The organism is Clostridia bacterium (assembly GCA_024653205.1).
GTDB lineage: Bacteria > Bacillota > DSM-521 > Neomoorellales > SLTJ01 > JANLFO01.
The window spans coordinates 1-17,929 of record JANLFO010000033.1 but is presented as its reverse complement, the minus strand read 5'-3'; the positions used below and the strand labels follow the sequence as shown (position 1 = coordinate 17,929).

Sequence of the window (17,929 nt, the reverse complement as noted above, 5' to 3'; positions counted from 1 at the left end):
ATGTACTCAGGCGAGCACCCGGTACCGCCAGTCAACTCAAGTTAACTCGAAAGTGTTGGCATGATAAAACCGCAACCCTGGCAAATTAAGCAATTAGGGTCGGGGTTTTGAGCAAGGGTGGGCGCAGGCAAGGGCGGCTGTGTATCCCAATGGGCGAGCTAAGCCCGACAATTGTTTGGGATAACTCTGGCCCGGGGCGGGATTGACAGGGGGGAAGGCTCAGGATAGAATAAGGACGTTAACATACCAATGGTCTTGGTTCAAGGCCTTTATAGCGTGAGCATAAACGAGGCCACGGAGGCCCGAACGCCTTTCAGGAGAAGGCGCGTTCGTCGGCCTTTTTCTTTTGCCGGCGGACAACGGCCGCACTCACCCTATCTCCGGGAGGTGACGCCTCTGGAAGTAGTGCCTATCGGCCTAATCCACAGCCCCTACCGCCGGCCCGGGGAAGCCCCCCACCAGGGCCGGCTGTCGGAGCGGTTGTCAGAACTCGAGATCTACCCACAGTACGCGCACGGTTTGAAAGACATAGAGCAGACTTCCCACCTGGTGGTGTTGTACTGGTGCCACCTGGCCTCCCGGGAGGTCCTCAAAACCCGCACCCCCTTCGGTCCCGAAGAGCGGGGGGTGTTCGCCTGCCGCTCGCCGGCGCGGCCCAATCCCATCGCCTTCTGCGTGGCGGAGCTGCTAGCGGTAAAGGGCAACCGCCTGGTGGTGCGGGGAGTGGACGCCGTAGACGGAAGCCCGCTTCTGGACCTCAAGCCCTATTCCGCCGATCTGGACAGCGTGCCCGAGGCGCGTATCGGCTGGTTTGAGAAAGGAAGGGAAGCAGAATGAGAATCAAGGTTCCAGCCCTGACCCTGGTAGCCGTATTGACGGCGTTTTCCCTGCTGGCCGCGGGCTGTGGAAGTGAGCCCGCCTCCTCTTCCCAAACCGAGACGCCTGCCGCCCAAGAGGTAGCCGAGCTGCGGCTGCCCGGCGGCGACTGGGGCCTGCCCACCCCCTTCACCTTCTACCCCCGGGGACCGGGATACGTGCACTTAAGCCTGGTCTACGATACCCTGATCTGGAAAGACGATAAGGGAGTCATCCCCTGGCTGGCGGAAAAGTGGGAGCCCGACGCCCAGGCCACTGCCTGGACCTTCATTCTCCGTCCCGGGCTCAAATGGCAGGACGGCCAGCCCCTCACCGCCCGGGACGTGGTCTTTACCTTCGAGTACCTGAAGCAGCACCCGGTGGAGTGGTTCAATCTGGGGATGATCCGGAGCGTGGAGGCGCGGGACGAGCGCACGGTGGTGTTCACCCTGAAGCAGCCCTACATGCCCTTCCTGCAGCAGGTGGCGGGAAACGTGCCCGTGATCCCGGAGCACATCTGGTCGCAGGTAGCCGACCCCCGGCAGGAAGCCCGGCCGGAGCTGGTGCTGGGCAGCGGCCCGTACCGGCTGGTTTCCTACGACCAGTCCCAGGGAGCCTACGCCTACGAGGCCAACCCGGACTTCTTCCTGGGCCCGCCGCGGGTGAAGAAGCTCCTGTTCGTGCCCGCCGGAGACCAGGTGGCGGCCCTGCAGCGGGGCGATGTCCACGCCGCGGACATACCCGCCACCCTGGCCGAGCAGTTCCGGCAGGACCAGCGGTTTGAGGTGATCAGCGGCCCGGCCTTCTGGGTCCTGAAGCTGCAGTTCAACCTGGACAAAGCCCCCTTTGCCGACGTGCGGGTGCGCCAGGCCCTGGCCTACGCCATCGACCGCGAAGAGATGGTACGGCGGGCGGTTCCGGGCGGTACCGCCGGCGCCAAGCCCGGCAGCCCCGGCTTCCTGCCTCCGGACTCCTCCTGGCACGACCCGGAGGCGGCCGCCCTCTACCCGCCCGACCCGGACAAGGCCCGGGCCCTGCTGAAAGAGGCGGGGATCTTCGACCGCAACGGCGACGGCCTGGCCGAGGACGCCGCCGGAAAGCCTCTGCGCCTCACCCTGCTGGCCCTGGCCGACTACACCCGGGAGGCAGAGGTGCTGAAGCTCATGCTGCGGGAAGCGGGCCTGGAGTGCGAGGTAAAGGCCCTGGAAACCAAGACCCTGGACGGGCTGATCCAGGCCGGGCAGTATGACCTGGCCCTCACCGGCCACGGCGGCCTGGGCGGCGACCCGGCGATCATAAGCGGCTTCGGGGTGTTTCGCGGCGGGGCGCTCAGCCCCGGCACCCCAACGGAGGCGGCCTACGGGGGATTGGCCCAGCAACTGCTGAGGGAGCCACAGGCGGAGCGGCGCCGGGAAATCTGCCGGCAGATGCAGAAGCTCTACGCGCAGTCCCTGCCCTGCCTGCCGCTTTACTACCCGGTCTGGTATTTTGCCTGCGACCACCGGGTATTCTCCGGCTGGTTCTTCACCGCCGAGGGAGGGATCGCGGTGGGCATACCGATGTTTTACAACAAGTTGGCGTTCGTAGGAAGACAATAGGCCCAGTAGCGCGGCCGATCCCAGAACAGGCGGTACCGGGTGCTCCTCTCTCCCCTCACCGAGTTCGGCATCCGGCGAGGTGCCAATGCACTCACGGAGCACGTGGTACCGCTGGCGAACCCGGAATCCGACAATTCGGTTCTGTTGGTAGGGAGGAACCCGGCCTGAGTTCCTACCTCGCGAAGCGGGCGGTCACCTACCTGTGGGTGCTGGCGGCCGCCCTGCTGATCAACTTCTTCCTCCCCAGGGCGCTGCCCGGAAACCCGCTGGACCAACTCTCCGGCGGCGCCGGAGCGGTGGTGGTGGCGCCGGACGAGGTCACCCGGGCAGCCCTGGAGGCTTACTACGGTCTCGACCGGCCTTTGGGAGAGCAACTCCTGCACTACCTGGCCGGACTGGCCCGCGGGGACCTGGGCTTCTCCATCAGCTACAAGGCGCCGGTGGCCGATCTCCTCCGCTCGCGGCTGCCCTGGACCCTGCTGCTCGGCTTTGCCGCCGCCTTCCTGAGCTGCTTCCCGGCCGTGGTGCTGGGGACCCGCGCCGGCCTGGGCAGGGTGCGGGAGGGGCGGGTGCTGGTGCCGGCGGCGGTGCTGGAGAGTGTGCCGCCTTTCGTGCTGGGCAGCTTCCTGCTCCTGCTGCTGGGGGTGAAGCTCAGGCTCTTCCCCATCAGCGGCGCCTACTCCACCTTCGCCACGCTGTCCGGCTGGGAAAAGGTAGCCGACGTGGCCCGGCACGCGGTGCTCCCGGTGCTGGCCCTGGCCGCCTCGGGCTTCTTCGACGCCTACCTGGTGGTGCGAAACTCGGTAAGGCTGGTAAAGGACGAGCCCTACGTGCTGCTGGCCCGGGTGAAGGGGCTTCCCGAACGGTACGTAAACTACCGCTACATCCTGCGGCCGGCCCTGCTGCCGGTGGTGACCCTGTTTTCCATGCGGGCGGCCTTCGCCCTGGGAGGGGCGGTGCTGGTAGAGGTGCTCTTCGCCTACCCGGGGGTGGGCCGGCTGGTGTACGAGGCGGTCCTGTCCCACGACTACCCCCTGCTGCAGGGCACGTTCTTCCTCTTCACCCTCTGGGTGCTGGCGATAAACTTCGCCACCGACCTGCTTTACCTCAAGCTTGACCCGCGCATCCGGGAGGTGTAGCCGTGCACGAGGCCCGGGCCTGGCTCGAGACCGGAAGACGATCCCCCGCCCTGCGGGCGGGCCTCGCGCTGCTGGGCCTGATCGTCCTGACCGGAGCCGGCGCGCCCTGGCTGGCCCTTTACGCGCCCGAGGCCACGGTGGGCCCGGTGCTGGCCCCGCCCGGCGGCAACTTCTGGCTGGGCACCAACGGCCTGGGTCAGGACGTTCTGAGCCAGCTCTTCTACGCCTGCCGCACCTCTCTGATAGTGGGCCTCTGCACCGGCCTCGGGGCCGCCTCCCTGGGCTTCCTGGCCGGCGCTGCCGCCGGCTACTACCCCCGGGTGGCCGGCCTGGTGATTATGAGGCTGGTCGACGTGCTCATGACCGTACCCCGGCTGCCGCTCATGATCCTTTTGGCGGTGTTCCTCGGCTCCTCCCTGACCAACGTGATCCTGGTGCTGGTGCTTCTCTCCTGGCCGGGCATTGCCCGCACCGTGCGCTCCTACGTGCTCTCCCTGCGCGAGCGCGATTACCTGAGATACGTGCGCTTCTGCGGGGGCGGCTTCGGCTACGTGCTGCGGCGGCACCTCCTGCCGGAGCTGATGCCCCTGCTGACGGCGAAGACCATTGCCGCCGCCAGCTTCGGCATCGCCGCCGAGGCGGGCCTGAGCTTCCTGGGCCTGGGCGACCCGACGGCCAAGAGCCTGGGCACCATGATCCGGGCGGCGCTCGACTACCCGGGCCTGCTCTGGACCCCGGCCTGGACCTGGTGGTTCCTGCCGCCGGCCGCGCTGGTGAGCCTGGCCATCCTGGCCTTCACCCTCACCGGCTACGCCCTGGAGGAAAGCCTCTACCGCGTGAAGGGGGGTGCCGGGGGTGAAAGCGGAGCAGCTCACCCTGAAGGTCAGGGGGCGTAACCTCTACCCGCTGTGGCAGGTCAGCCTGGCAGTGGAACCGGGCGAGATTCTGGCCGTGGTGGGCGAGTCCGGCAGCGGAAAGACCAGCCTGGCCTGGGCGCTCATGGGCCATCCCCTGCCCGGGCAGGACGTGGTGCAGGGCGGGGTGAGCTTCGCCGGGCACGACATGCTGCGGCTTTCCGAGGAGGAAAAGCGGAAGCTCTATTTCCGGGAACTGGGCTTCGTGCCGCAGAACGCGGCCCACACCCTGCACCCCACGCAGACCGTGGCCGCCAGCCTGGCGGAGGTGTGGGCGGCCAACGGCAGCCGGGACCTGGCCGGCGCGGTTCGGCCCTGGCTGGAAGGCCTGGACCTGGCGGACACGGTCCTGACCCGCTACCCGCACCAGTTGTCCGGGGGCCAGAGACAGCGGGTGGCGCTGGCGGCGGCGCTGCTGAACCGGCCGCGGCTCCTCATCCTGGACGAACCCACCTCCGCCCTGGACGTGCTGACCCAGAAGCGGGTGGCGGACCTGCTCCGTAGCCTCAACACCCACCAGCGGACGGCGGTGCTGATCTTCACTCACGATCTCGGCCTGGTGGAGGCCCTGGCCCGCCGGGTGGTGGTGCTCTACGCCGGCCAGGTGGTGGAAGAGCTTCCGGCCGCGGCTCTGGAGCGCGCCCGGCACCCCTACACGCGGGGGCTGCTCGCCGCCCGGCCGCGCCCGGGAGACGCCCGATTGAGCCGCTCCGGCATACCCGGCTACGGCCGGCCCCTTTCCTCCCCGCCCCGGGGCTGCAGCTTTGCCCCCCGCTGCTCCCGGGTGCGGGAGCAGTGCCGGCGCCAGGCTCCGCCCCTGGTGCCCGCCGGCGAGGGGCAAGTGAGGTGCTTCGTGTAGATGCTGCTGGTGCTGGAGGGCATAACCAGAAGCTTCGTCTCCGGCCGGCAGCGGGTGCCGGTGCTGCGGGGAGCGGATCTGTCCGTGGGGCGGGGCGAGGTGGTGGCCCTGGTGGGAGCCTCGGGGGCGGGAAAGACCACGCTCCTGATGATCGTGGCGGGGCTCCTGGCGGCGGACTCCGGCCGCGCCTTCTTTGACGGCCGGCCCCTTCCCCTGCGGGAGACCCGGAGCGGACGTGAGGAAATGAGCCTGGTTTTCCAGGACCCCTACGCCGCCCTTTCCCCCCACTTCCACGTGAGAGACCTGGTGGCCGAGCCGCTGATCCTTCGCCGGATACCCGCGGGCCGCGCCCGGGAAGAGGCCGCGGCGGCCCTAGAGGCGGTGGGCCTGGCGCCGGTGGAGGAATACCTGGGCCGGCACCCGCACGAGCTTTCCGGCGGGCAGAGGCAGCGGGTGGCCCTGGCCCGGGCCCTGGTGACCCGCCCGCAGCTCCTGCTGGCCGACGAGCCCACCTCCATGCTGGACGCCTCGGTGGGGGTGGACATCCTGAACCTGCTGCGCCGGGTGGCGGACCGGGGCACGGCGGTGCTGCTCACGGCGCACGACCCGGCCGCGGCCGCCTACCTGGCCGACCGGCTGGCGGTGATGGCCGGGGGCCGCATCGTGGAGGAGGGCCCGCCGGAAAGACTGTTGACCGCGCCCGCTACCGAGGCCACGCGGCAACTCCTGGCCGCCGCAGGCTGAAACGCAAATTTTTCAACGGCCTTCGGGGCGGATCCGGGTCTTCCCTGAGTACATTGGCACCTCGCCGGGAGCCGAACCCGGCGAGGGCGAACGCGGAGGCGGGCCGTAGGCCATGGACGGCCGAAGCGGCGGGGCGCCACGGACGGCGCCTCCGCCGGGAGTCCGCCGGAGCGCGAGGCCCGAGCCCTGGTTCGGCCGGCGAAGGTGACAGTACGAACGGGAAGACCCGCATCCGCCCAGTTCCGACCGAAGCTGCCGGCACGGATTGCCCCGTGCTGTCGGTATCGCCCGAGAAATACGGGCCCAGTGAGCGAAGGGAGGAGATACAGGTGATCGAAAAGGTAACCGGCGGAACCGACGCCGACTGGGAGGCCACGGTGGCCTTTCACGGCCACTCCTGCCCGGGCCTGGCCATAGGCTACCGGGTGGCCAGGGCCGCCCTGCGGGAACTGGGCCAGTCCCGGGCCCCGGACGAAGAGCTGGTGGCGGTGGTGGAGAACGACGCCTGCGGGGTGGACGCCGTCCAGTTCCTCACCGGCTGCACCCTGGGCAAGGGCAACCTCATCTTCCGGGACCACGGCAAGCAGGTCTACACCTTCTACCTCCGGGGCAGCGGCCGGGCCCTGCGCATCGCCGTGCGCGGCCAGACCTGGCGCCGCGACCCCCGCCACGCCGAGTTGCGCAGCCGGGTGTTCTCCGGCACCGCCACGCCCGAAGAGCAGGAAGAATTCTCCCGGGCCCAAGAGGAAACCATGCGCCGGATCCTGGAAGCGCCGGAGGAGGAAATCCTGGAGCGGCGCTGGGTGAACGCCCAACCGCCCGAGCGGGCGCGCATCTTCGGCTCCGTCACCTGCGCCTTCTGCGGCGAGACGGTCTCCGAGCACCGGGCCCGGGTGCGCCAAGGCAGGTTCGCCTGCATCCCCTGCGCCGGCGAGTACTCCCGGGGCTGGTAACCGCGCTCATGCCGCCAGGAAGCCGGCGGCTAGCAGTACCGGAGTAACCAGGGTGTAGACCACGTTCTGGCTCAGAAGGGGAATCAGGTGGGGCAGGTCGTCGGCGTGGCGCCTCACCCCGCGCGAAACCGCCCAGGCCAGCGGCAGGGGAACCAGGCCCAGGAGGGCGCCCGGGGGAAAGAGATGGCAGGAAACGCCCAGGGCGATCCAGACGTAGGTCCCCAGCGCCAGGCCGGTGTACAGGCAGGCGCACCGCCGGCGGCCCAGCCGGATGGGAAAATGATACCGGCCCACCGTGCGGTCGGCTTCAACGTCGGGAAACTGATTTATGAGCAGCAGGTTGCTCACCAGGAGGCCGGGCACCACCGAGGCGGCCACGGCCCTCCAGTCGTAGCTGCCGGCAAGGGCGAAGTGGGTTCCCAGAACCATGCAGGGCCCGAATCCCAACCCGGGCGCCAGCAGGCACAGCCAGGGATTGCGGGTTATGAGCTGGGTGTAGAAGACCACCAGGAGCACTCCCGGAACGCCCACCCCCAGGAGTCCCGCTCCCCGCTCTATCAGGAAGAAGACCCCTACAGCAACGGTTACGGCCAGGGTAATCAGCCCGAAGAGGAGCGCCGGCCGGGGAGCAATCCTGCCCTCCGGCAGGAGGCCGGTGCCGCCGCTAAACGGGGTGCGCCGGGTGCGATAATCCAGGCCGCTCAGATAATCATAGTAGTCGTTGAGCACGTTGACCGCCGCGTGGGCGGCCACTGCGCCCACCAGAACCAGCAGCAGGTGCCAGGGGTTCAGGCCCGCCGGTCCCACCCGTTCCAGGGCGGTAGCCACCCCTACTATTACGCAGGCGGGCGTGAGCAGCAGAAACTGGGGGCGGGTCAATTGAACGTAAGTGGTTCCGCGCGCCATTCCGCTTCTCCTCCTTCAGGTTGGCTGCCTGGCCGGTTCTGTGTCCGCCGGTGAAACCGCCGTCTCCCACCCCAGGCCCGTTGATCTCTATTCGCTACTCCCCGGCCTGATCCCTCCCCGCAGCGCCGGAAAAGCCGTTTCCACCAAAATCCAGTTCCTGCCACACCGCGGCGAGAACCTCTCCGGGAGGGCAGAAAACCAGGCGCGACGCCACCCCGGTACCGTAAAGGCGTTCTGCCTCCTCCCGGGGACGCAGGCAGAATACCTTCTTCCCCTCCCCTGCCAGCCTGGCCGCCAGCTCCAGGTTGCGCCGGTTGGCGCCCCCCACGGGAAAGGCGGCCTCCACCACCGCCCCGGCCTGCCGCGCCCGGGAAAGGGCAGCCTCCAGGCTCTCCGCGCCGATCTCTTCAAAGGCGCGTTCGGAGAACACCGCTGCGCCCAGGGCCCGGCCCACGTGGTAGTCGATGTCGTGCTCGTGGATCACGCCGGTGGCGATGCCAAGGTGGTGCTTGTGCAGGCGGCGGTATACGGGGGTGCCGCTGCCGGCCCCGGCGATCACGAAGACCTCGCCCCGGGGACGGTTTCTCACCTCTACCGTGGCCAGCCAGCGGTCGAAGGTGGCGGATTCCATGCCGTAGAGCGCGGCCACGGTCTCCTCGGTGAGCGCCTCTTCCGGCGGGCCCCACCCCACGATCCTGCCCTCCTTCATCAGGAACACCGCGTCGGCGTACTTGTAGGCCAGGTCAACCTCGTGCAGGGAGACGATCACGCAGATACCCCGGCTCTGGCAGAGGCCGCGCAGGATGCCCATGACCTCCAGCCGGTGCTTTACGTCCAGGTGGGAGGTGGGCTCATCCAGAAGGATTACCTCCGGCTCCTGGGCCAGGGCGCGGGCCAGAAGCACCTTCTGTTTCTCTCCGTCGCTCATCTCGGCGAAGTACCTCTGGGCCAGTTCCTCGGCTCCCACCAGGCGCAGCGCGGCGCCCACCTTCTCGACGTCCTTCCGGGCCAGACCACCCAGGAGGCCGGTGTAGGGGTAGCGGCCCATACCCACCACCTCAAACCCGGTCAGGAGGTCAACCGAGGGCCGCTCGGTGAGCACCACCGCCAGGCTCCGGGCCAGGGACCGGGCGTCAAGCTCGGAAAGCGCCTGCTGCCCGATGTACACCGTACCCTTGAGCGGGGCCAGGAGCCCGGCCAGGCAGCGCAGGAGCGTGGACTTGCCCGCGCCGTTGGGCCCCAGCACGCCCACCAGCTGCCCTGCCCGGGCCGCCATCTCCACCTCCCTTACCACCGCCCGGCCGCCGTAGCCGGTGGCGAGTTCGTGCGCCCTCAGTACCGCACTCATATTACCGTCCCCCTCCGCAAGAGCAGGCTGATGACCACCGGCGCGCCGAAAAGGGCGGTGACCGCACTTAAGGGGAGCTCTACCGGCGCCAGCGCCACCCGGGCCACCAGGTCGCAGGCGCCGGTGATGGCCCCTCCCGCCAGCACCGCGCCGGGAAGAAGGTAGCGGCTGTCCGAGGTGGCCAGGAGCAGGCGGGCGAGGTGCGGGGCCACCAGGCCGACAAAGGCCACCGGGCCGGCAAAGGAGGTAACCAGGGCGGCCAGACCGCTGGAAAGGAACACCAGCAGCACCCGCAGCGCCTTGAGGTTTACCCCCATGCTCTGCGCGTAGTCCTCGCCCAGCAGCAGGGCGTTGAGCGGCTTGCACAGCAGGTACGACAACCCCAGCAGGACCGTTGTGGCGGGCACCAGCACCCCAACCTCTTCCCACCGGGCGCCGGAGAAGCTCCCCAGGGTCCACAACACGAAGGCGTGAACCCTCTCCTTTTCGGCCACGGCCAGCAGCAGGTCGCTGCCGGCGTTGCCCAGATAGGCGAGCATGAGGCCGATCAGAAGCAGCGTGACCGTGCTCCGCACCTTCCCGGCCAGGGCCACGACCACGCCCAGAACCGCCGTAGCCCCCAGGAAGGCGGCCGAGTGCAGCAGAAGCGGCGGAACAACGCTTCCACCCCAGAAAAGCCCGGCCAGCAGCACCACCGCCACCGCCAGGCTGGCCCCGGAGGAGATCCCCAGTACGAACGGGTCCACGATGGGGTTGTGAAAGAGAACCTGCAACAGCAGGCCGCTGGCGGCCAGGGCACCGCCCCCGAAGACCGCGGACAGGGCCCGGGGCAGGCGGATCTCCCACAGCACTTCTCCCCCGACCTCTCCCCGGGAGGCCAGGGCCGCCAGCAGCTCGGACCAGGACATCTTTACCGAGCCCAGGCCCAGATTCAGGACCAGGCAGAACACCAGCAGGCCGGCAAAAGCCAGGATAAACCAGTGCCGCGTCGCCTGCGCCCGGGCCGGACCTGCCACCGCGCCCACCCCGTTACCGGTCCCCGGCCGGGAGCCGCAGGTAGTGCCTGGGCTCTGCTCCCGGGAAAAGCTCCGGATGAAACATGACCGCCAGATCGGTGATTATCTCCACGATCCGGTCGAAGGACTGGTAGTACCAGGGCTGGAAGCACCATACCCTGCCCTCCCGCACCGCCGGGAGGTCCGCCAGCCGGGGCTCCTGCTTCACCAGTCCGGCAATTGATACCCTGCCTTCCGGGAGAGAGGATAGCACGAAAACGTCGGCCTGCCGGCCCCGGGCGTAGAACTCCTCCAGGGAGACGGTGGTGGTTCCCGTGCCCTTCACGTCCCGGAACAGGTACTCGCCCCCGGCCAGGGAAATCATGTTGGCCGCGTAGGATTCCCCGGCGGGGATGTAACACTTGCCCTCGAAGATGATGCCCCAGAGCACCCTGGGCCTGCTGCCGGCCCGCTCTACCGTGGCCTTCACGTCCTGCGCCTGCTTCACCGCCTCCCGGAAGTAGCGGTCGGCAGCGTCCAGCTTGCCGTAGAACACGGCCATGAACTTCAGCCACTCCAGCTGGCCCAGGGGGTCGGTTTCCAGGTGGCTGTTCTCCACCGCCACCGGGAGGTTCAACTCCTCCAGCTTCCTTACTACCTGCACGGTATCGGGGAAGCCGGTGTAGGTGAATACCAGGTCGGGCTTGAGGGCCATCACCGCCTCGTAGTCCAGGGGAGCCATGCCGCTGCCCACCAGCCGGATGCGGCCCTGCTTCATGCCCTCCTTGATCTCGGCGATGTGCCACCGCTCCTCTTTCTCGGTTACCCCTACTATGCTCCCCAGCTCGCCCAGAGCCCGCAGCAGGGCCGCCTCGTGGGTGGAATTGACCACCACCCGGCGCACCGGGGTTTCTACCCGGGTAAGGCCGGCGTACTGTGCCGGCGCCTGCCGGCCCCGGGGAAGAAGCAGGAGCCGGCGCCCCTCGCCGTCCGTTACCAGGTAGCTCCCTCCCTCCAGCTGCTCTATCCTGAACCCGGTGGCGTACTCCAGCGGTACCGCCGCCGCGCCGGAGGGTTTCTCCTTGCCGGCGCACCCCGCCGACAGGAGCAGCAGGGCACCGAGGAACATTATCAACAGGCGCTGCCAACCGCTCCGGAACCTGCCGGCCGGCGACGCGCCCTTCGTCTTTGCCGTCCGCATGGGGGCACATCCTCCCTCTATCTAAGCCTCAACCGGACCCGGGCCGGCCTCGCGCAGAGACAGGAGCTCCGCGTAGTCCACGCCCGGCAGGAAGCGTTTGGCCCTCGTCGCCTGCGGATCGAGCACCGCCAGTTCCAGCGCCCTCCCCGCGGCCGGCGCCTCGTACTTCTGCCGCCGCTCCGGATACAGGTGGTAGGCCAGGATCAGGCTTCTGCCCGCCGGCCCGGATCCGGCCTCACCGCCCCACTGGTTGGCCACCACCAGGTGCACCTGGTGCTCCACCGCCCGGGCCTCCCACAGGAACCGGGTTTCTTCCTCCGTCCAGAAGGCGGGAACCGCCACCAAGTCCACCCCCCGCTTGGCCAGGCTCTCGGTGCTCTCCGGAAACCACAGGTCGGTGCCGGCCAGCAGGCCCAGCCGCGCTCCGGGCAGGTCCAGCACCGGGAACTCTTCCCCTCCCGGGCTCGCCCAGGAGAGATCTGCCACAGAAAGGTGGAGCTTCCGGTACGTCACCCGCTCGCCGGCAGGGCCCTGGGCCACCACGGTGCTGAAGAGCCCTTCCGGAGAGCGCTCGGCCACGCCCCACACCACCCACAGGTTGTGCTCTCTCGCCCTGGCACCCAGGAGTTCGGTGCCGGGCCCGGGAACCGGCTCGGCCAGAATCGCGGCCTCATCGCGGGAGGCCGGAGGACCGGTAGGGGCCAGTTCCGGGAAGACCACCAGGTCGAGCTCAAGGCCCTTCCTTGACGCCTCCTGAGCCGCCCGGTCCACACTTCGGGCCATCTCCAGTCGGGCGGCCGAGGAATCGCCCGGGTGGGGCCGGAACTGGACCGCCGCCACCGCCAGGGGCCGGGCCTCGGGGAGCCCCAGCAGGGCTCCGGGGTCGAGGCCGTAGTAAGGGTCAAGGGCGGCGTCCCGGTAGAACCGGGGCCGGCGCCGGGCCAGGCGCTCTTCGGCCGGGGCCGATTTTATCTTGCCCGCGGCCAGGGGTACGGTGACGTAAAGAATTCCGCCTTCCGGGGCCGCAAACTCGTCCAGCGCCGATCCGTCCGGACCGATGAGGTACGAACGGGCCCACCGGCAGTCCAGGCCGCCGTCCACCCCGCTGCGGTTGCAGGCCAGGAGGTAGCAGCCGTTCTCCAGGGCCCGCGCCCGCCAGAAAGGCTCCGGCGGGTGGGAGTGCGAGGGCCAGTTGGCCGGCACCACCAGCAGGCGCGCCCCTCTGAGGGCCGCCAGCCGGGCCGGCTGGTACCAGAAGGTATCGGCACAGATCAGCACCCCTATACGGCCGTAGGCAGTATCCGTCACCAGCACGGGCAGGTTGCCCCGAACCGACCACAGGTTCTCCCGGTAGGCCGGCGCCAGCTTGCGCGCCTTGCCCAGGATGCGTCCCTCCGGGCCGATCACGACCGCCGAGTTGTAGAGCAGGCCCGAGGCGGCGTCGCATTCCGCCAGGCCCAGCACCACGTAGGCCCCGTAGCCCCGGGCCAGTTCGCAGAAGCGCTCGGTGGCCGGGCCGGGAACGGTTTCCGCCAGGGGCTCCATTTCCGCCCGGGCGAAGAGGCTGTAGCCGGACAGCGCCAGCTCCGGGGTAACGATCAGGCGGGCGCCCCGCCGGGCCGCCGCCTCGGCCAGGCTCAGCAGGTTCTCCAGGTTGCGTTCCTTGTCCCCGCGGACCAGCACGGCGTGGAGAAGCGCCGCCCGCAGGCCGGCCTCGAAGGCCACCGCCCACCACCCTTCCCGGCCCCGGAGCCTGTGCCCCCTCCGGGGCACCTGAACGGAAGGCTGCCAAAAAACAAACCCGACCACACGGTCGGGGAAGAAAGAACGCCCCTCCCATCCGCGTGGGAGCCAACGCTTCCGCGGGCAGGCAGGTCTCCTGGCTCGGGTTCTTCGGGTGCTCTACGCCTTCCCGGGTTTCCCCAGTGGCCTGATGTAAAGCCCCTCCCCCTCACAGTGGCGGGACCGCGCCGGATTCTCACCGGCTTCCCCGGCTTCTGCCCGGGTGGGCCTGGACCCTAAGGATTGACTTTTCCTGGCGCACGCGCCGTTGCTCTTATTCGCCGTTAGAGCGACAAATCCTTCCGCGCCTGCCGATCTCTTCTCGGCTGCTAATCCTTCATCAAGGTAACCAGCTTGACCCCTCGGCCACGGATCTGGTTGAACACAACTCCCTCGGAGATCAGCCGCAGCACTACCGGCGGGTCGGTAACCACCGTCCCCGAAACTACCTGCACTCCGTAGTCGAACCACACCGGGGAGAGAGGCGTGGTAGGCCCTACCACCATCACGAACGCCCGGGGGGAGCAGAGTCCGAGGAGGTCGTCCATGGTCTGGTTGAGGAGGGCGGTGCCGGTGATGGCCACCAACTCGGCCTCGGGTATCACCCGCCCGGCTTCCTCGGCAGGAAGATCGCCCTCCCGGGGGTGCCGCTCCAGCACCCAGAGCTCGGCCGCCACCTCCCGCAAGCGGGGTATAAAGGGGAAATGCCCCACCACGCACACCCTCTTTCCCCAGCCCCGTTCCAGCAGGAGATCCGCCGCATTTACCTCCCGGCAGCCCCCCAGGTCTACCTCCAGGAGCGAGTTAAGCGCCGCCAGGGCCACGCAGCGCTCCAGGAGGCTCGCCCCGGCCGCGCAGCTGCACAGCTGGCGGGCCGTCAGGGTGGTAAGACTGCCGGCCTCCCGCACCGGAGGCCCGGAGGAATGCTCGTGCGCGAACTGGGTGGAAGCCAGGCCGCAGCCCCGGCTCCAAACCCCGGTCCAGAAAGGGCCGATCCGCACTTCCCGAACCGGCGCGTCTCCTTGCACGGCGGCGAGTATGTCCTGCAAAACACCCACTTCAATCACCCCCGCAGCGGCAGCCCTCCGAACCGAACCACGACAGGACGGTGTACTGGTGCCCGCAGGCCTCAAAGGAGGGGCCTAACCTCGCAGCGTTGCCTCCAGGCGACCGGGGAGCAGTAAGAGGTCCAGTGCATCCTCGATCGAGGGAACTACCACGTCGGCGGCGGCCAGCGCCAGAGGGCTCGCGCCCTCCGCCGTGAGCACGACAATACCCAGCGCCGCCTCCGCCAGCATCAGCCGGTCGTTACGCCCGTTGCCGACGGCCGCCACGTGGCGGGCGCCCAGCTCCTTCACCGCCACGAGTTTATCCTGAGCGGTGTCGCTGCCGTGAAGCACCCGCAGCCGCACGGGGAGGTCGCCCAAGGCCGCGGCAGTACCGAAGGTGTTGGCGGTGAGAACGTAGACTTCTAACCGGGCCGCCAGCCTTTCCAGCCTGCGCCTCACGGGAACCCGCACCCGGCCGTCTACGGCCAGAGTACCGTTGAGGTCGCAGACCAGATAGCGCAGGTCCAGCTCGCCCCAGCCCGGGACGACACGCCGGATACCCGCCTTTGCGCCGGTAGCTTCCCCGTTCATCTGTGCTCGCCCGTCTCCTCTCCCGCTTCCTACGCCGCGCCCAGGGCCGCCTCCGCACGAGCCCGGGGCAGACAAATGCCGGGAATGACCCGGCAAACGCGATCTAGGACGTGGCTTCTTCCTTCATGGCCGGAAGGGCCATGAGCTCGGCGGCCAGCTTCTCCACCGCTGGCGCGCGGTACTCGGTCACCCGGCCGGTATCGCAGTAGCGGGAAAGCTCCGGATCGAGGGGCAAGGTGGCGGAGAGAGGAATGCCCAGGGCAGCCGCCACCTCCTGCGCCCGGCTGGGCCCGAAGAGGTGGAGCTCCTGCCCGCAGTGGGGGCACACCGCGTAGCTCATGTTCTCGATCAGGGCCAGCAGCGGCACCTCCAGCACCCGGGCCATGTTGACGGCCTTGCGCACCACCATCAGGGCCAGGTCCTGGGGCGAGGAGACCGCCACGATCCCGCTCAAGGGAAAAACCTGCATTACCGTGAGGGGCACGTCACCGGTGCCGGGCGGCAGGTCTACCACCAGCACGTCCAGCTGTCCCCAGACCACTTCCTCCCAGAACTGTTTGACCGTACCGGCGATCAGGGGGCCCCGCCAGATTACCGGATCGTCCTCGTGGGGCAGCAACAAGTTGAGGGACATGACCTTGATGCCCAGCTTGTCGGCGGGGGGCATGATCCCGCCGGTGGGCGCCCCCACGACCCCGCCGTTAAGGCCGAACATGCGGGGTATGCTGGGACCGGTGATGTCCGCGTCCAGCACGCCCACCTGCCGGCCGCTCCGGGCCAGGGCTGCGGCCAGGAGGGCGCTGACCGTGGACTTCCCCACTCCCCCCTTGCCGCTCATCACCGCCAGCACCCGCTTCACCCGCCCGAACTTGGGCAGGGTCTTCTCCCGCTGCCCGCTCGGCTGCGACTGCTCCGCCTTCTGGTTGCCGGTTTCTTCCACGCCTATTCCGCCTCCCTTGCTACGGTAATCTAACCCGGGCCCGTACGGCGCCTTCGCGGTTGGCCCCCGCGCAGGCGGGCGCAGCTTATGGGCGCCGCCGGGAGATCGGGCCTTCGCTAGTGGCCGTGCTCCGAGCACCGCCCGCCGCCGTGATGGCCGCACTCGTGCCCCTCGGGCTGGTGGCAGGTGCTCTCGCCCGGCTGCAGAACCCCGGCGGCGAAGGCCTGAATGACGTCCTCCACCTTCCCGCTGACCCCCAGTATGGGCCGAATGCCCTGCTCCAGGAAGAGCTGCTGGGCCCGCGGCCCCATGCCGCCGGCGATCACGTGCGTCACCCCGAAGCGGCCCAGGTACTGGGGGAGGAAACCCGGCTGGTGCCCGGGATTGGGAACAACCGTTTTCCGGCCGATCGCATTACCTTCCAGATCGAAAATCGTGTATTCCGGGCAGTGCCCGAAATGCTCGCTTACCCACTCTCCCTCGCTGGCAATGGCCACCTTTGCCAAGGCCGGTTCACCCCTTATCTTAAGGTGTTCTCCTTTCGGCCGCCTTACCCTTCCGGCAGCCGCCGATTCCGCGAATATGATATCCCAGGTTACGGGCGTATGTCAATAAAAGGCCCCCGACCGGTGATCGGGGGCCAAATGCAGAGCAGTTTGCTAAGGAGCAGCAGTCCGCGCAGTCGTCAGCCCCGGCTCCTAGGCGTAGTTCTGATAGGCCCTCCTCAGAGCCGCGCTCACTATCTCCGCGTCGATCGGTTTGGGCACAAAACGGGCCGGGCCATCCGTGAGCACCATCGGGACTACCTCCAGGACTGCTGCCTCATTAAGGCCGATCGCCCCAAAGGTGGGGATGCCTATCGCCCGGCATAGGGACCGGATGGCGTTTGCCACCGCAGCCCCCACCTCGCCCGGGGAGAGGCTCTCGGCAGGCTCCAGTCCCATCGCCCGGCCGACCAGCCTTACCTTGTCCGGCACGGCCTCGGCGGCGAACTCCATCACCGTCGGCAGCGCCAGCGCGCAACCCACGCCGTGGGCGATATGGTAGCGCGCCCCCAGGGAGTGGGCAATTGCGTGCCCCAGGTGGGTGATGGCGTCGTTGAAGGCGATTCCGGCCAGCGTGGCCGCGAGGCTCATGTTGGTCCGCGCCTCCATGTCGGCGCCGTTCGCCACCGCCGCCGGCAGGTAGCGGGAGATAAGCATTATCGCCCTCTCGGCCAGCACGTCGGATATGGGATTGGCGAGCGCTGAGGTGAGGGCCTCGGCGGCGTGGGAGAAGGCGTCCATTCCGGTGGCCGCCGTGACCGAGGGCGGCATCCCGCTGGCCAACTCCGGATCCACTATCGCCAGGCTGGCGCAGCAGGCGGGCCCTATTACCCCGATCTTGCGGTGGTTCTGGGTGTCGGTCACCACCGCGATGGCCGTGACTTCGCTGCCGGTTCCGGAGGTGGTGGGCAACAATACAAGGGGCTTAACGGGGTTCGGCACCGCGTTGGGCCCAAAGTACTTGGAGATCGGAGGCGGATTGGTGAGCAATATATTGACCGTCTTGGCGGTGTCCATCACGCTGCCTCCGCCCACGCCGACCACGCCGTCCGCCCCTTCCTTGCGGGCCAGGGACGCCGCTTCCTCTATGACGTGGTCGGGGGGGTCGGACGGGACCTGGTCGAAGACCACCAAGCCTATGCCTGCGGCCTCCAGGCTCCTGGCCACCGCGTCCGCCACCCCGGTCTTCCGGAGCACCTGATCGGTTACCAGCATGACGCGCCGGCAGCCCAGTTCCTTTACCTTGGCCCCGGTCTCCCGGCTCGCTCCCACGCCGAAAAGGATCGGTGAGGTTCTAGAAACGAGATGCGCCATTGTTCTCTCCCTCCGTTTCCTTATTCCTACTTTTCTGCCTGTAAGGCCAAGGGCACTTCTGGCATGCCGGGGAGGTGCCGCCTACGGCCAAAGGTCCCGGGCCACATCCTCCAGGCCCAGCTCGATCAGTCTCTGCTTGCTGGGCCTGGCGGTTTCGAGATCCCACTGCATGGCCCGGTAGTACTCCCGGTCCATG

At 68.6% G+C, this 17,929-nt stretch carries 16 protein-coding genes, 3 pseudogenes and 1 riboswitch; of the genes and pseudogenes, 7 read left to right on the top strand and 12 right to left on the bottom strand.

Annotated elements, in window-relative coordinates; genetic code table 11:
- Positions 1-396 precede the first annotated feature (396 nt).
- Positions 397-837, top strand: coding sequence for a tRNA (N6-threonylcarbamoyladenosine(37)-N6)-methyltransferase TrmO (gene tsaA, locus NUV99_11510; protein MCR4420716.1), 441 nt, complete (start codon positions 397-399; stop codon positions 835-837).
- Positions 834-2,453, top strand: coding sequence for an ABC transporter substrate-binding protein (locus NUV99_11505; GenBank protein ID MCR4420715.1), 1,620 nt, complete (start codon positions 834-836; stop codon positions 2,451-2,453). Before tsaA ends, NUV99_11505 begins: the two co-directional genes overlap by 4 nt.
- Positions 2,454-2,954: 501 nt before the next feature.
- Here the strand turns inward: NUV99_11505 and NUV99_11500 are convergent.
- Positions 2,955-3,056: pseudogene (locus NUV99_11500) on the bottom strand (DUF2894 domain-containing protein).
- Here NUV99_11500 and NUV99_11495 point away from each other — a divergent pair.
- The 4 genes and pseudogenes from NUV99_11495 (at position 3,029) to NUV99_11480 (ending at position 5,821) form a co-directional block, all read left to right on the top strand.
- A complete protein-coding gene (locus NUV99_11495; protein ID MCR4420714.1) occupies positions 3,029-3,592 on the top strand; it encodes an ABC transporter permease in 564 nt (187 codons plus the stop codon). The pseudogene NUV99_11500 and the gene NUV99_11495 sit on opposite strands and share 28 nt — an antisense overlap.
- A gap of 2 nt (positions 3,593-3,594) precedes the next feature.
- Positions 3,595-4,488 carry an ABC transporter permease gene (locus NUV99_11490; GenBank protein ID MCR4420713.1) on the top strand — a complete coding sequence of 298 codons (894 nt, stop codon included), beginning with the start codon at positions 3,595-3,597 and terminating at the stop codon, positions 4,486-4,488.
- Positions 4,448-5,365: an ABC transporter ATP-binding protein gene (locus NUV99_11485; protein MCR4420712.1), complete on the top strand. Its 918-nt coding sequence runs from the start codon at positions 4,448-4,450 to the stop codon at positions 5,363-5,365. Before NUV99_11490 ends, NUV99_11485 begins: the two co-directional genes overlap by 41 nt.
- A pseudogene (locus NUV99_11480) lies at positions 5,366-5,821 on the top strand (ATP-binding cassette domain-containing protein). It abuts the gene before it with no gap.
- On the opposite strand, the pseudogene NUV99_11475 reads toward NUV99_11480, so the two are convergent.
- Positions 5,703-5,993, bottom strand: a pseudogene (locus NUV99_11475) (hypothetical protein). The pseudogenes NUV99_11480 and NUV99_11475 overlap by 119 nt on opposite strands.
- 445 nt (positions 5,994-6,438) lie before the next feature.
- On the opposite strand from NUV99_11475, the gene NUV99_11470 reads away from it, so the two are divergent.
- Complete coding sequence (locus tag NUV99_11470) at positions 6,439-7,062, top strand: FmdE family protein (protein ID MCR4420711.1); 624 nt, start codon at positions 6,439-6,441, stop codon at positions 7,060-7,062.
- A gap of 6 nt (positions 7,063-7,068) precedes the next feature.
- Here the strand turns inward: NUV99_11470 and NUV99_11465 are convergent, their stop codons facing one another.
- The 10 genes from NUV99_11465 to NUV99_11420 all read right to left on the bottom strand — a co-directional run bounded on the left by NUV99_11465 (position 7,069) and on the right by NUV99_11420 (position 17,733).
- Positions 7,069-7,968, bottom strand: coding sequence for a prenyltransferase (locus NUV99_11465; GenBank protein MCR4420710.1), 900 nt, complete (start codon positions 7,966-7,968; stop codon positions 7,069-7,071).
- Positions 7,969-8,062: 94 nt separating this feature from the next.
- Positions 8,063-9,316 carry an ABC transporter ATP-binding protein gene (locus tag NUV99_11460; protein ID MCR4420709.1) on the bottom strand — a complete coding sequence of 418 codons (1,254 nt, stop codon included), beginning with the start codon at positions 9,314-9,316 and terminating at the stop codon, positions 8,063-8,065.
- A complete protein-coding gene (locus tag NUV99_11455; GenBank protein MCR4420708.1) occupies positions 9,313-10,332 on the bottom strand; it encodes an iron ABC transporter permease in 1,020 nt (339 codons plus the stop codon). The genes NUV99_11460 and NUV99_11455 overlap by 4 nt, the downstream gene beginning before the upstream one ends.
- 13 nt (positions 10,333-10,345) lie before the next feature.
- Complete coding sequence (locus NUV99_11450; GenBank protein MCR4420707.1) at positions 10,346-11,512, bottom strand: ABC transporter substrate-binding protein; 1,167 nt, start codon at positions 11,510-11,512, stop codon at positions 10,346-10,348.
- Positions 11,513-11,533: 21 nt separating this feature from the next.
- Entirely contained in the window at positions 11,534-13,237 is a 1,704-nt protein-coding gene (locus tag NUV99_11445) for a carbon-nitrogen hydrolase family protein (protein MCR4420706.1), read from the bottom strand.
- Between the two features lie 126 nt (positions 13,238-13,363).
- Positions 13,364-13,542: riboswitch (cobalamin riboswitch) on the bottom strand.
- Between the two features lie 81 nt (positions 13,543-13,623).
- Positions 13,624-14,352 carry a DUF364 domain-containing protein gene (locus tag NUV99_11440; GenBank protein MCR4420705.1) on the bottom strand — a complete coding sequence of 243 codons (729 nt, stop codon included), beginning with the start codon at positions 14,350-14,352 and terminating at the stop codon, positions 13,624-13,626.
- An 84-nt stretch (positions 14,353-14,436) separates the two neighbouring features.
- Entirely contained in the window at positions 14,437-14,934 is a 498-nt protein-coding gene (locus NUV99_11435; protein ID MCR4420704.1) for an ATPase P, read from the bottom strand.
- Between the two features lie 103 nt (positions 14,935-15,037).
- Positions 15,038-15,811 carry an Mrp/NBP35 family ATP-binding protein gene (locus NUV99_11430; GenBank protein MCR4420703.1) on the bottom strand — a complete coding sequence of 258 codons (774 nt, stop codon included), beginning with the start codon at positions 15,809-15,811 and terminating at the stop codon, positions 15,038-15,040.
- A 179-nt stretch (positions 15,812-15,990) separates the two neighbouring features.
- Positions 15,991-16,380, bottom strand: coding sequence for a NifB/NifX family molybdenum-iron cluster-binding protein (locus tag NUV99_11425; GenBank protein ID MCR4420702.1), 390 nt, complete (start codon positions 16,378-16,380; stop codon positions 15,991-15,993).
- 192 nt (positions 16,381-16,572) lie between these two features.
- The gene (locus NUV99_11420) at positions 16,573-17,733 is read right to left on the bottom strand and encodes an iron-containing alcohol dehydrogenase (GenBank protein MCR4420701.1); all 1,161 of its coding nucleotides are present in this window, start codon (positions 17,731-17,733) and stop codon (positions 16,573-16,575) included.
- Positions 17,734-17,929 lie beyond the last annotated feature (196 nt).